The sequence below is a fragment of the Salinibacterium amurskyense genome, assembly GCF_002797685.1.
Classification (GTDB): Bacteria; Actinomycetota; Actinomycetes; order Actinomycetales; family Microbacteriaceae; genus Rhodoglobus; species Rhodoglobus amurskyensis.
The window spans coordinates 1,127,325-1,140,198 of the sequence record NZ_PGFH01000001.1; the positions used below are offsets into that span (position 1 = coordinate 1,127,325).

A 12,874-nucleotide genomic window follows, 5' to 3' on the forward strand; every position below is an offset into this window, starting at 1 on the left:
CCTGACAGCGCTGTGCTGCGACCCTTACGACACCAGCGGGATTACCGCGACCTTGCCCTTCGCTCCGGCTACGACCAGCACGTGAGCGGCTTCGACCCCGTCGAGGGCAGCGACGACAGCCGCAACATCCGGCTCTCTCGTCACAGGCTCGGCTCGCTGCAGCACCGTCACTCGCGCGCCCGTGGCCGCGCGAACGGCCTCGAGTAGCTCAACGTTGGTGCCCGAGGACACGAGCGTGACGCGACCAATGCGGTGCACCGGCTCGATATCGACATCGGATGCTCGATCCTTGCGCCAAATCATGAAGTGATACGTAGCGACGAGTCCGGTTGCCGTAAGCAAGCCGAGCGCCTGTCGTGATCGCTCGATGAAGCTCTCGCCGCTGCCGCCGTCGAGCAAGAAGGCGAACAACTGGAAGCCGATCACGAGCAACGTGATGAGCGCTACGAGAGCACTCAATCCGAAGATGATGACGAGGAAGACACGACGGCCGGGAGTGGCAACGCGCTCCGGCAGAGAGGCCTCACGGGGACGCCACGTCAACCACCAGAGCACTCCGCCAACGACGAGTGCGCTGAGACCCGCGAGCAGCAGACTGCGGATGTTGCCCGCAAGCAGCGGATCGCTCGATGTCGCGAGCAAGGCGTTGATCGTGACCCCGAAGCCGGATGCCGCGAAAGCCAGTGAGACACCCGCGGTCGAGAGCGAAGTTGCTGCACGCACGCCAGCGGACCGCTCGGCGACGATACGCGAGTGGTACGTGAAGACCAGCGCGCCGACTACGGCTCCCGCGATTGCTGTTCCCAGCGGGTCGAGCAGGCTGGCGATCGGCTGCTGCAGTCCGGTAGCGAGCTCGAGAAGGATCGACAGCAGAATGATGAGGCCAAACGCAAACACGGCGAGCGAAGCGATTCCCGTGATGAACACGAGAAGCACCGTGCTGAAGCCAAAGGTCTGGTTTCGCACGCCCAAGCGCACCCAGTGCCACCGCCACAACAGGGCGCCGCCGATGGCCCAGACGAGAGACTGCGCGACGATTTGCCACAGCGGATCGCTCACCACGACCGAGCGCGAGCCGGCGTCCGCGGCGGCATCGATGAGCTGGGCGAGCGCGGAGATGAGGCCTCCGGCGCCGTAGGTCAGCCCAATCAGGGAGGCGAGGGCGGGTGCTGCGCCCTGAAGGCGCGTCGGGCCCTTGGCAGGGTGCTGCCACATCCAGTAATGCCACCCCCACACGAGCGCCCACACAATGCCGACCGCGAGCCCCGCAGGGTTCCAGCCGTAGCGAATGGTGTCGGCAAGCCAGGAGAGCAGAGCAATGGTGAAAACGAGCAAAGCAGCCGTCGACATGACCACGAGATAGACGGGCCAGAGAATGGATGCTCGGTCTCGCGCCATCGTGCCGTCACGCCAAATTAGCCACCAGAGCAGGGCAGCGAGGGGGCCGGCGACCAGCGCGGAGGCGAGAGAAGTCGCGAGCCCGTAATTGTCGTAGCTGACCTCGATGCGATTGAGGGTGAAGAGACGATCGAGCAGCCCGCTAAGGCCGCTCGCCGCAATAATCACCGTCGCGGCGAGGAGCGCATAGGTGATGAAGCGGCGGACGGTTTGCACGCCGCCCACTGCGGGAGGTGCTGCCGGAGAACTAGTTGTAGAGGTCATCCGCGGAATCCTTGGTCGTAGCAGTACGTGAGCTCCCAGGGGGTGGTCGAGATTTTCCAGTCGCCACCTTCCTCGACAAGAGTGAAGAGATCGTCGTAGCTGTAACTAGAGCCGCCGAAACTGCCGCTGCCCTGTTCGAGAGAGACCTTCACTACAGCGGTGGCGCCGTCGATAGTGGTGGAGATGACGGTCATCCGCAGTCCTTGGAGCGGGCTTCGGTCGGCTTCTTCGCATTCGTCGAGAACGCCTGCGGAAACGAAGCTGCGTGCCGTTTCGAAGTCGCTGGCGACCATGGCACGCGAGTACGACTGAACGACGCCCTCGGGCGTGGAGGGATCGATATCGGTGGGCCCGCCGCGGGTGAACACCACCACGATGGCAATAACCACGATGGTGGCGATTACCGAGAGGATTACCGCCAACGTTCGATCGGGTCGAGCAGCTTCCTGAGTCATGGGCTAAGCATCTCTCAGAAATGACCACAAATCTATTCGGTGGAACCTCTAATTTCCGGGTCGTTAATAGGGCGAAGCCCGCAACTCACTCGTCCGTTGTGGAACGAGAGCGCTGCGGGCTTCCCTGCCGGTGGGGTGATCGAGGCGATCACCTCACCAACCGCTAAGGCTGACTGCGAATAATCGAGATCGGACCAGAGTGCTCGGTCACGTTCGTGAGTTCGTGAGATTCAGCATCCGGAGCCTCAGTAGCGACAGCATCTTCGTCACCGAGCACGTTGAGTGTCTCGGTAGCTTCGGCGCGGTCGATGGTTGTGGCCAGCGGAACTTCCTTGATGAACATCAAGAGCACGGCAGAGACAAGCACGAGCGGCACCATGTAGAGGAACACGGGAGCGAGCGAGTCGTTGTACGCGCCGACGATGATTTCGCGAACGGCATCAGGAAGGTCGCGAACGGCAGCGGGCGTCAAGGAGTTGGTGTCTCCCGTCGCGCCCGCGGCTGCAGCCGGAAGGCGAGTATCGAGCAGTTCGGTGAGGCGAGCGACGAAGAGGCTGCCGACCACCGCAGTACCGATGGAAGCACCGATCTGGCGGAAGTAGTTGTTCGACGAGGTCGCCGTTCCCACTTGAGCGTTCGGGAAGGTGTTCTGAACGATGAGCACGAGCATCTGCATGCTCATACCGAGGCCGAGTCCCATCACCGCAAGGTAGCTGCAGAGAATCCAGATCGGCAGATCCGGCGTCATCGTGGAAAGCAGTGCCAAGCCTGTTGCGATCACGAATGAACCCGTGAGCGGAAGCCACTTGTAGCGACCCGTGCGGCTTACGAGCTGGCCAGCGACAATCGAAGTGACGAGCATCGCGCCCATCATCGGGATCATCAAGAAGCCGGCCTGAGTGGCATTCACTCCCGTGACCATCTGCAGGTAAGTCGGCATGTAGGCGAGAGCGCCGAACATGGCGATACCCGTGATGAGTCCGGATGCCGTGGTGAGAACGAAGTTACGTTCCTTGAACATGTGCAGCGGCATGATCGGCTCGGCAGCGGCGCGCTCGACCATCACGAACGAGAAGCCAGCGACGATTGCCAGAGCGATGAGGCCGATGATGATGAGCGAGTCCCAGTCGTACTGAGTTCCGCCCCAGGTGGTGACGAGAACGATCGCCGTCGAGGCAATGGCGAGAAGCACCATGCCAGCGACATCAATCGTGGGCTTACCGCGAGTGTTCTTGGGCAGCTTGAGCAGCATCACGGCAGCGAAGATGGCGAGCGCACCCAGCGGAAGGTTCATCCAGAACGCCCAGCGCCATCCGATGGATTCGGTGAACCAGCCACCGAGCAGGGGACCGGCGACGCTCGCGAGAGCGAAGACGCCACCGATCGCACCCATGTAGCGACCACGTTCACGAGCGGGAACCACGTCGGCGATGATCGCCTGCGAGAGGATCATGAGGCCACCGCCGCCGAGGCCCTGAACGGCACGGCCGACGATGAGCCAAGTCATGTCGGGGGCGAGGCCTCCGATGATCGAGCCAGCCATGAAGATGGAGATCGCGCCGATAAAGAGACCCTTGCGACCGATGAGGTCACCGAGCTTGCCGTACACCGGCATCATGATGGTGGCGGCCAGGATGTAGGCGGTCGTCACCCACAGCATGTGGTTCACGCCGTCGAGTTCACCCACGATCGTGGGCAAAGCGGTACTGAAAATGGTCTGATCGAGCGCCGAGAGCAGCATGGTGACCATGAGGCCGGCGAACAAGAGCAGAATGCTGCGCTTTGTTGCCGGGTCGCTCGTCGTGGTGCCGTCAACGGCGCCGCCGTCAGTCGCGGTTGCGGGAGGTTCGTTCGTGGTTGTCATTGAAGTGTGTTCAGTGTTTCTCGTGTAAGTCCGATCGAGCGAAGGTACATAGAGTCGATGTCGGCGGTAGCGCCGTCAGCGATCCACTCCTTGACTGCGATTCGAACGGATGCGACGCAAGTGGCTACGGCAATTTCGGCGACGTGTTCGGGGTCGCGGGGGAGCGTAGTTTCTCGCTTGTTGAGGAATTCGACAACGGCAGCAGCCATCGTGCTGTTCAGTTGCGTGAATTGGTGAATCTGTCGGCTCAATAGACGTGGGTGCTCCTGCACGAGCGCCATCCGTTGAGCTTTGAGCTGGGTGCGGGCGGCCATCGGGCCAAAGATTTGGAACATGGTGGAGACGATCGCAGCGACTAGATCATCGGTTTCTGCGGAGGCGACTCCGGCGGCAATTGCGCGCTGAACTTCGCCCATGTCTTGAGTGCCGAGGATCGCGTCCTCTTTGCTCTCGAAATAGTTGAAGAAGGTGCGCGGCGAGATGCCGGCGCGGTCGCTGATCATGTCGACCGTGGCGCCGTCGAGACCCTCGGCCGTGACGATGTCGACCGCAGCGGTTTCGATGCGCAGGCGCGTTTCGATTCGTTTACGGTCGCGAAGACCAAGGGCAGGAGTATCAGGCACTCAGCAATAATTGCAGAGACTGCAAAAATGCACAACTGCAAAAAGCTGTGAAAATGCTTAGGGGTTAGAGCGCGATCGATTCGCCCGGCTGCAGAACGGTGAACTCGCCGCCGTAGCCCGCCATGACATCCGAAATTCGTGCGGCTGACAGGGCGAGTCCCTTGTCGGAGAGCACAGCATCGTGCGTCTGAATCGCGCGCTTCGGGGCCAGCTCAGCCACGTAATCCATGACCTCACTGATCTTGAGCCACGGAGCGCCCGCGGGGATCGCTGCGTGCTGCACGGGCTTGGGCGGAACCGTGAAAGAGTCGCCGCCGTACCAGAAAGTGCCATTAACGAGAACGCCAACGTTATCGATCAGCGGTATCGACTTGTGGATGACAGCGTGCTCGCTGCCGAAGAATTCCAGCGTCCACACGCCAACCGTTTCGCTCGCGCCGTCTGCCACGGTCGTGACGTTCCAGTTCGAGGCAGCGGCCGCGACTCCGGCCGGACCGAAGATGGGCGCATCGGGATTGTCCTGGCGAATGCGCGCCAGCTGATCGTCGGACCAGTGGTCGGGATGCTGGTGAGTGATCACGATTGCGGTCACGTTCTCGAGTGAGGGGAGCGGGCTCGTGAAGTTGCCGGGGTCGATCACGAGGCGCTCGCCGTCCTGTTCAAGAACGAGGCACGCATGCTCATGCTTGGTCACATTCATGTCCTGAGCCTATGCCCGTGGTGCGCCGGATGCGAGGCCGTGCGACATACTGAAGTGTGGAGTCGATCAAACCCCTGCGTCTTGTTGTCGCGATCAATCCCACAGCATCGTTTGGGCGTGGCAGAAATGTCGGCCCGCGGGCTGTTGAAGCGTTGCGCGCCCTCGGGCATGAAGTCACTGCCCTCGAACAACCCAACTTTGCGTTGCTTCTTAAGCGCGGACGTAAGGCGGTAGCGAAGAAGCCGGATGCTCTGCTCGTGGTTGGCGGCGACGGCATGGTCAATCTGGGTACCAATCTCGTCGCGAAAACGAAGGTGCCGCTGGGAATCATCCCCTCGGGCACCGGTAATGACATGGCCCGCGGCCTGGGCATCCCTTACTCAGATACGGATGCCGCTGTCGCCAGTGTCGTGCGCGGCTTGGCTCGACCGACACGGGCGATCGATGCCGGTAGCGTCACCTATGTCGATGAAGCCACAGGGGCGGCGGCTACGCGGTGGTTTGCGTGCGTACTCTCGGCGGGTTTCGATGCGATCGTCAACGAGCGCGCCAATCTCATGTCGTGGCCTCGGGGTGCCAGCCGTTACACAGTCGCTCTCATCATCGAGCTGCTGCGCTTGCGCCCCATCAAGTACAAACTCACTCTCGACGGCACGGTGATCGAGACGACCGGCGCCCTCGTCAGCGTTGGTAACAACGTGTCGCTCGGCGGCGGCATGAAAGTGACCCCGGATGCTCTCCTGGATGATGGTTTCGCCGATGTTCTTATCGTCGAAGCTCTCTCGCGCTTCGCTTTCTTGCGGGTCTTTCCGCGCGTCTTCAAGGGGACCCATCTCACTGATCCGCGCGTCACGGTGCATCGGGCCAAGAAGATTCGGATCGAATCTGAGGGCATCATGGCCTACGCCGATGGTGAACGGTTCGCGGCCTTGCCCATCGATATCAAGATGGTTCCGGGCGTGCTGAATATTCTCGACCAGCGACCGTAGTCGCGGGTCAGCGGCTCACTGGGGCGAGGGTCAGCAGGTCAAAGAGGCAGCGGCTCAGCGGCGTTTAAGCTTCGGGCGTCGCGCCGTCGGTCGCGATGCAGGCGTAGTCGGTCATGAGCGCGCCATCGTCGGTCGTGCGCTCGGAAATAATGAACTCCTGATCAGGGCGCTCGCCGTCAGCGACAGTTTCCTTGAAGGCGCTGAAGGTTTCTGAGCAGGCTGACGAGACTGCGTTCTGCAATCCGCCGGCCTCAGTAATGGCGCTCTTGGCAAGTTCGCCCTTGCCGATCACGATGTGCGTGTGCTCCGCCGTGCACGGGGTAACTTCGGCTTCGCTGAGGTTAGATCCCTCCACAAACGTGAAGCAGTCATCCACGAGCAATTGCGTGGAGCCAATGACGGTCGGTTCGAGTACCTGGCCAGCAGCATCCCGAGGAATTTCTGGAGAAAGTAGAGAGCACCCGGCGAGCGCAACTATGGCTGCAATGCTGAGAAACGTGGCGGTGGTGGCGCGCGTGAAGGCAGTCAAGAAAAATCCAGAGGTTCGAAATTGGCAGATGTGGAAAAAGTTGCCCAAAAGATGTGGCATACTTTTCTAGTTGTTGTGAGGCCCCATCGTATAGAGGCCTAGTACGCCGCCCTCTCACGGCGGTAACGCGGGTTCGAATCCCGCTGGGGTCACAGTAGCAAAATCCCGGTCACGTTCGTTTGAACATGGCCGGGATTTCATCGTTAACGGGACACCCAGTTCAGGGGGTTAACGGTGGCGTTCTGGAAGGCCGTTGGGCGCTCGCGGGAGTGTCATTTCCATTCACTCGGCGTAACAACGAGTAGCCGTACGAAAAAAGGCGACACAAACTCCATATCGTGTTGAATCAGGCACAGGATGTAGTCCACCCATTCAGAAAACGGGGTCGACAACTCAAGGAGTATTGCTATGTCTGATGTCACCATTGCCCGTCCCGCAATCGAGAACCGGTGGGCTGAAGTCGCCCGCCCCACCACGCCAGAAGGGTGGCTCGCACGCGCTCAAGAAGTCTCCGACATCCTCGCGGCCGACGCTGTCGAGCGGGATGCCGCGAACCAGCCTCCGCACGCCGAGGTTGCGCTTCTCAAAGACTCGGGGCTCGTTACGCTTCTCGGCCCGGTCGAGCATGGCGGTGGTGGGCAGACGTGGGACACCACCTACAAAGTGATCCGCACCATTGCCCGGGGCGATGGCTCCATCGGGCAATTGCTCGGGTACCACTATCTGTGGGCGTGGGCGGCGCGCCTCGTCGCGACCGAGGAGCAAGTTATTGCCGTAGAGAAGCACTACACGGAGAACAACTTCCTCTTCGGCGGCGCCGTGAACCCCCGCGACTCTGACCTAGTGGTCACGGATGAAGGCGACGAGATCGTCTTCACCGGCAACAAGTCCTTCTCTACGGGAGGCGTCGTGTCTGACCTCACCGTGCTCGAGGGCATCCTCGAAGGAACCGACACTCACGTCTTCGCTATCGTGCCCACAGCTCAGCCTGCAATCGTGTTCAACGGGGACTGGGACAACCTCGGCCAGCGCCTGACCGAATCTGGCTCGGTGCAAATCAACGGCGTACGCACCGGATGGTCGTCAGCCCTCGGCTTCGTGAACAAAGAGTTCCAGTCACTCACCTACGGCACGCTCAATGTGCCCGCCATCCAACTGGTGTTCGCGAACTTCTATCTCGGCATCGCGCAGGGAGCGATCGAAGCAGCATCCTCGTACACTCGCACCAAGAGCCGCGCCTGGCCCTACGGCGGCGATAACAAAGCTCACGCGAGCGAGGAGTGGTACATCCTGGCTGGCTATGGCGAGCTGCAGTCGAAACTCTGGGCGGATGAGGCCCTGCTCGATGCGGTCGGCAGCGAGATCAGTGCCGTGCTTCACGCGCCGCGCGCCGAGCTCACCGAACGCCGTCGTGGCGAAATCGCGGTGCGGATTGCAGCAGGAAAACTGCGCATCAGTGACGACGGTTTGGACGTCGCGACGAAGGTGTTCGAGCTGACGGGTGCTCGGGCATCCGCCAACTCAGTGGGGCTCGATATCTACTGGCGCAACCTGCGCACCCACAGCCTGCACGACCCTGCGCCGTACAAGAAGCGCGAAGTTGGTCAATACGTGCTGCTCAACGAAGTGCCCGAGCCGAGCTGGTACACCTAGCCCTTGACTGCGGCGTCAACAGCCTCTGGCAGATTCTCGAGACGGCTCGTCTCGATGTATTCGTCATTCACGAAGAAGGTGGGAGTGCTGTTGACGCCCAGCTCAACACCGGCGTCGAAGTCGGCCTCGACGCGCGCCTGAGTGGCGGGGTCGGCAACGGCGGCATCATAGGCATCCATATCGAGGCCGATCTCTTCTGCCAGCGCGCGGAAGGCATCCGTCTGCGGAGGAGTGCCGCCGGCCCAGTCGCCCTGAGTTTCGAAGAGTCGCTGGTACATGGCCTCGAACTCACCCTGCTGGGCAGCAGCCTCGGCGGCGATAGCGGCATCCATCGAGTTGAGGTGGCTGGGCAGCGGAAAGTAGCGAACGACGTAGTTGATGTCGCCCTCGTAGACCTCGCGCATCGCCTCGACATACGGGTAGAACTGGCCACATGCGCCACACTCGAAGTCGAGGAACTCGACGATCGTCACGGCGTCCGTCCCGACGTTATCGACGTAGTTCGAGTCGCTGGCCACAGTGGAAGCGAGCTCCTGGGAACCGGTGCTGCTGGCGGTCTCGGAGTCCGCGTTCTTGGCCGTGACGTACACGAACACGAAGGCGGCAACGAGCGCGAGAATCCCCAGCGCGGCAAAAGTGGGCAGGAGGGCTTTCTTCACACGAGACTCCGAACGTGCTGGGGTTGACGGCGATCGCCCAGTACTGAGCGTGAATCAAGGCTACGGGAAAGCCTCGCCGCGCGGAGGCCGTTCAGGATAACGACCAGCTCCGCGAGCTCGTGCACGAGCACCACTCCCGCCAACCCAAGAACACCTGTGAGCGCCAGCGGAAAAAGACCAATAATGATCGCGAGCGACAGCACGATATTGCCCGTCATGATGCGACGCCCGCGCCGCGCATGAAGCAACGCCACCGGAATGAGGCGCAGGTCGCTGCCGGTGAAAGCGACATCCGCCGACTCGACTGCAGCAGCGGATCCGGTAGCGCCCATTGCGATGCCGACATCGGCCGTCGCGAGAGCGGGGGCGTCGTTGATGCCGTCGCCGATCATCGCCGTGGGGGAGTCGTTCGTCAGGGTGGAGATGGCACTCGCTTTATCGGCGGGCAGCAGCTCGGCGCGCACATCACTGATGCCCGCCTCGCGCGCGATCGTGGCTGCCGTGCGTGCGTTGTCCCCCGTGAGCATGAGAGTGCGGATGCCCGCGCTCGCCAACTGTTCAACAGCTTCCGCAGCCTCGGGCCGCAGTTCGTCGCGGATGCCGAGGAGTCCGATCACGATGCCCTCGCGCTCGATCGCCATCACCGTCATGCCGTCGTCGGCCAGGCGCAGGGCGGCAGGCGACAGTTCGCCCGCATCCATCCACCGGGTGCTTCCGGCGCGCACGGAAATACCGTTGAGCGTGCCCGATATTCCGCGACCGGCATCTTCGCGAACGTTCTCGGCTTCGGCGTGCACAGGCCGCTCGGCGAGTACTGCATGGGCGAGCGGGTGCGTGCTGTGAGTTTCGAGCGCGGCGGCGATACTGAGCACCTCGTCACGGGTCACGGTAGCCAGCGTTTCGACCGCAACAACGCTGGGGCGATTCTGGGTGAGCGTGCCGGTCTTGTCGAAAGCAACCGTGCGGATGCTGCCCATCCGTTCAAAGGGGGCGCCCGACTTCACGATGATGCCGAGCTTGCTTGCCGACCCAATGGCCGAAATGACGGTCACGGGAACGGCGATCGCGAGAGCGCACGGAGACGCGGCGACGAGCACGACGAGCGCACGTTCGGTCCAGAGCTCAGGATCACCGACGAGGAAGCCGAAGCCGACTATCGCAGCAGCTACCCCCAGCACGATCGGTACGAGGGGGCGCGCGATTCGGTCGGCCAGGCGGGCACGATCGCCCTTACGCGCGTTCGCTTCCTCAACCAGGCGCACGATCGTCGTGAGCGAATTGTCGGTGCCGTTCGCCGTGGTGCGGATGCGGAGGGCACCGTCTCCATTGATGGAGCCGGCAAGAACGGTGCCGCCGGTATCGACCGCGGCGGGGAGTGATTCGCCCGTTACCGCGGAGGTGTCGACGCTGCCGCGACCGCTCGTAACCACGCCATCCGTCGCTACGCGTTCGCCCGCGCGCACGACGAGCAGATCGCCGACCACAATGTCGCGAGCCGGCAGGGTGAGCAGTTTCCCGTCTCGTTCGATCAGCGCCGTGTCGGGGATGAGGGAGAGAAGAGCGCGCAAGCCAGAGCGCGCACGATCCATTGCGCGATCTTCGAGCGCCTCGGCGATCGAGAACAGAAAAGCGAGGGCGGCCGCTTCGCCAACGTGACCCAGGAGCACTGCCCCCACGGCCGCAATCGTCATGAGCAAGCCGACGCCCAGCGAGCCGCGCAGGAGACGGCGTACGGCGCCGGGCACAAACGTTGCCGCGCCCGCGAGCAAACTCACACCTTGCAGCCCGGTAACGATCCATTCTGCTGCGCCCGACCACAGTGCAACGACGGATGCCGCGAGCAGAACACCCGAGGCCGCCGGCAGAGCGAGTCCTCGGTCGTGCCACCACGGGGCGAGATCGTCGTGCACCGCGACAGCGGGGCTAGTGCTGGCTCCGTCGGCGGGAGCGGCCGCAGAGGAATCGGCGCCGCGGGGCGTGCGTGGGGCATCCACTCCGCAGCATTCTTCGCTCACGCGGTCACCTCCGTTGCCGTTGCCGGGGTGCAGCAGAACGGATCATTGCAGTTATCGCCAGCGCACGGTGTGCCGTCATCAACGGCGAGCACAACGTTCACGACGTCGTTGAGAGCATGGGCAAGATGGGGGTCCGAAATCTCGTAGCGAGTCGACCGCCCTTCAGGCGTCGCCACTACAAGTCCGCAGCCGCGCAGGCACGTGAGGTGGTTAGAGACGTTGCTGCGCGTGAGCTCAAGGTCGTGGGCCAGCTGTACGGGATAGCCGGGCTTGTCGAGCAGGGAGAGCAGGATGCGCGCCCGAGTGGGGTCAGCCATGGCGCGACCTAAACGGTTCATGACGTCGACGCGAGAAGCAATGGTCAGCATGTGCTGACTATACAGCGAGTACTGACCGAACATCGACGTCTGAAACTGTGAGTTCTCCCGCGTTGCCCGCGCGCACGTCGGCTATCATGGGGCACGCGAAGGGGAGTATCCCACCTCGTTGTCCTCGTCAATACGAACCACTCAGTAGTGGTTCCGGGGCAGCGGCATCCACTCGGTTTCTGGATGCGGGAGAGACTTTCGAGACCTGCTACGCCTCGAAACCCTCGAATGGATTCTCTTGACCACTCTGCCTATCTGGTTCGAAGTCACGTCGCTGACTGTGCTGCTGATCATCCTCGCAGCCGACCTCATCATGGCGTACAAGCGCCCGCACATCCCGAGCACTAAAGAATCCGCGCTGTGGGTTGGCTTCTACGTCACGCTCGCGCTGATCTTTGCGCTCATGATGTTCTTACTGGGCGACGTGGAGCAGGCCGGACAATTCATTGCCGGTTGGGTCACGGAGTACAGCCTCTCGATTGACAACCTCTTTGTGTTCGTCATCATCATGGGGCGCTTCTCGGTGCCGCGAAAGTACCAGCAAGAGGTGCTGATGGTGGGCATCCTGATTGCTCTCGTATTGCGCGGAATCTTCATTCTTCTCGGCGCTCAGCTCATCGAGAACTTCAGCTTCATCTTCTACATCTTCGGTGCGTTCTTGCTCTACACGGCGATCCGCCAAGTGTTCGAAGACCACGACAGCATGGAAGAAACCGAGAGCGGAATCATCCGTTTCCTGCGCAAGCGCATCAACATTTCGCCGACGTTCGACGGCGGCAAGGTGCGCACGGTCATCGATGGCAAGAAGGTCTTCACGCCGATCCTTGTCGTGTTCGTTGCACTCGGCATCACCGACCTTGTCTTTGCGATCGACTCGATCCCGGCGATCTTCGGAATCACGACCGACCCCTTCATCGTCTTCACGGCCAACATCTTCGCGCTTATGGGGCTTCGCCAGCTGTACTTCCTGCTCGGCGACCTCATCGACAAGCTCGAGTACCTGCACTACGGCATCGCCTTCGTGCTCGGCTTCATCGGGGTGAAGTTGTTCTTCCACGCGATGCACGTCAACGAGTTGCCCTTCATCAACGGGGGAGAGCCGCTGCTGTGGGCGCCCGAAATTGGCACGTGGACCTCGCTCGTCGTGATTCTTGTAGCCATGGCTGTTGCCGTGATCGCGAGCCTTCTCAAGATGAGCCGCGACAAGAAGCGTGAAGCTATCTCGGTCGACAGTGAGTAAAGGCAGCTCGCCGGTAGCGCTCGTCGCCTAACGGCTCAGTCCTCACAACAAACGCGCGGTGTCTGCACCCTGAGCTAAAGCTCGTGGGCGCAGCCACCGCGCGTTTCTGTTGTTGCG

General features: G+C 61.9%; 12 protein-coding genes and 1 tRNA gene. 4 read left to right on the top strand and 9 right to left on the bottom strand.

The window, feature by feature from the left end:
- Nucleotides 1-24: 24 nt before the first annotated feature.
- The 5 genes from CLV85_RS05335 to CLV85_RS05355 form a co-directional block, all read right to left on the bottom strand.
- The gene (locus CLV85_RS05335) at nt 25-1,662 is read right to left on the bottom strand and encodes a DUF5671 domain-containing protein (RefSeq protein ID WP_100388539.1); all 1,638 of its coding nucleotides are present in this window, start codon (nt 1,660-1,662) and stop codon (nt 25-27) included.
- Entirely contained in the window at nt 1,659-2,117 is a 459-nt protein-coding gene (locus tag CLV85_RS05340) for an LpqB family beta-propeller domain-containing protein (RefSeq protein WP_100388540.1), read from the bottom strand. The genes CLV85_RS05335 and CLV85_RS05340 overlap by 4 nt, the downstream gene beginning before the upstream one ends.
- Nucleotides 2,118-2,280: 163 nt before the next feature.
- Nucleotides 2,281-3,981, bottom strand: a complete 1,701-nt coding sequence (locus CLV85_RS05345; protein WP_100388541.1) for an MDR family MFS transporter — start codon at nt 3,979-3,981, stop codon at nt 2,281-2,283.
- A complete protein-coding gene (locus CLV85_RS05350; RefSeq protein ID WP_100388542.1) occupies nt 3,978-4,604 on the bottom strand; it encodes a TetR/AcrR family transcriptional regulator in 627 nt (208 codons plus the stop codon). The genes CLV85_RS05345 and CLV85_RS05350 overlap by 4 nt, the downstream gene beginning before the upstream one ends.
- Nucleotides 4,605-4,668: 64 nt before the next feature.
- Nucleotides 4,669-5,304, bottom strand: a complete 636-nt coding sequence (locus tag CLV85_RS05355; RefSeq protein WP_100388543.1) for an MBL fold metallo-hydrolase — start codon at nt 5,302-5,304, stop codon at nt 4,669-4,671.
- Between the two features lie 56 nt (nt 5,305-5,360).
- Here CLV85_RS05355 and CLV85_RS05360 point away from each other — a divergent pair, with 56 nt between their 5' ends.
- Nucleotides 5,361-6,293, top strand: coding sequence for a diacylglycerol kinase family protein (locus tag CLV85_RS05360; protein ID WP_100388544.1), 933 nt, complete (start codon nt 5,361-5,363; stop codon nt 6,291-6,293).
- Nucleotides 6,294-6,357: 64 nt separating this feature from the next.
- On the opposite strand, the gene CLV85_RS05365 is transcribed toward CLV85_RS05360, so the two are convergent.
- Nucleotides 6,358-6,822, bottom strand: coding sequence for a hypothetical protein (locus tag CLV85_RS05365; protein WP_100388545.1), 465 nt, complete (start codon nt 6,820-6,822; stop codon nt 6,358-6,360).
- A gap of 79 nt (nt 6,823-6,901) precedes the next feature.
- Between CLV85_RS05365 and CLV85_RS05370 the strand changes: the two genes are divergently transcribed.
- Nucleotides 6,902-6,974: transfer RNA gene (locus tag CLV85_RS05370), tRNA-Glu, on the top strand.
- A 256-nt stretch (nt 6,975-7,230) separates the two neighbouring features.
- Complete coding sequence (locus CLV85_RS05375) at nt 7,231-8,475, top strand: acyl-CoA dehydrogenase family protein (protein ID WP_100388546.1); 1,245 nt, start codon at nt 7,231-7,233, stop codon at nt 8,473-8,475.
- Here CLV85_RS05375 and CLV85_RS05380 read toward each other — a convergent pair.
- The 3 genes from CLV85_RS05380 to cmtR are packed head-to-tail and all read right to left on the bottom strand — an operon-like array spanning nt 8,472 to nt 11,517.
- Nucleotides 8,472-9,134 carry a DsbA family protein gene (locus CLV85_RS05380; protein WP_100388547.1) on the bottom strand — a complete coding sequence of 221 codons (663 nt, stop codon included), beginning with the start codon at nt 9,132-9,134 and terminating at the stop codon, nt 8,472-8,474. The genes CLV85_RS05375 and CLV85_RS05380 overlap by 4 nt on opposite strands.
- The gene (locus CLV85_RS05385) at nt 9,131-11,149 is read right to left on the bottom strand and encodes a heavy metal translocating P-type ATPase (RefSeq protein ID WP_373296754.1); all 2,019 of its coding nucleotides are present in this window, start codon (nt 11,147-11,149) and stop codon (nt 9,131-9,133) included. The genes CLV85_RS05380 and CLV85_RS05385 overlap by 4 nt, the downstream gene beginning before the upstream one ends.
- Entirely contained in the window at nt 11,146-11,517 is a 372-nt protein-coding gene (gene cmtR / locus CLV85_RS05390) for a Cd(II)/Pb(II)-sensing metalloregulatory transcriptional regulator CmtR (RefSeq protein ID WP_100389270.1), read from the bottom strand. The genes CLV85_RS05385 and cmtR overlap by 4 nt, the downstream gene beginning before the upstream one ends.
- Nucleotides 11,518-11,755: 238 nt before the next feature.
- Here cmtR and CLV85_RS05395 point away from each other — a divergent pair, with 238 nt between their 5' ends.
- A complete protein-coding gene (locus CLV85_RS05395; RefSeq protein ID WP_373296753.1) occupies nt 11,756-12,757 on the top strand; it encodes a TerC family protein in 1,002 nt (333 codons plus the stop codon).
- The last annotated feature ends 117 nt before the right edge of the window (nt 12,758-12,874 follow it).

Coding starts and splice junctions, on each gene's coding strand:
- CLV85_RS05375 (WP_100388546.1), top strand. CDS start 7,231: ATGTCTGATGTCACCATTGCCCGTCCCGCAATCGAGAACCGGTGGGCT.
- CLV85_RS05340 (WP_100388540.1), bottom strand. CDS start 2,117: ATGACTCAGGAAGCTGCTCGACCCGATCGAACGTTGGCGGTAATCCTC.
- CLV85_RS05355 (WP_100388543.1), bottom strand. CDS start 5,304: ATGAATGTGACCAAGCATGAGCATGCGTGCCTCGTTCTTGAACAGGAC.
- CLV85_RS05335 (WP_100388539.1), bottom strand. CDS start 1,662: ATGACCTCTACAACTAGTTCTCCGGCAGCACCTCCCGCAGTGGGCGGC.
- CLV85_RS05345 (WP_100388541.1), bottom strand. CDS start 3,981: ATGACAACCACGAACGAACCTCCCGCAACCGCGACTGACGGCGGCGCC.
- cmtR (WP_100389270.1), bottom strand. CDS start 11,517: ATGCTGACCATTGCTTCTCGCGTCGACGTCATGAACCGTTTAGGTCGC.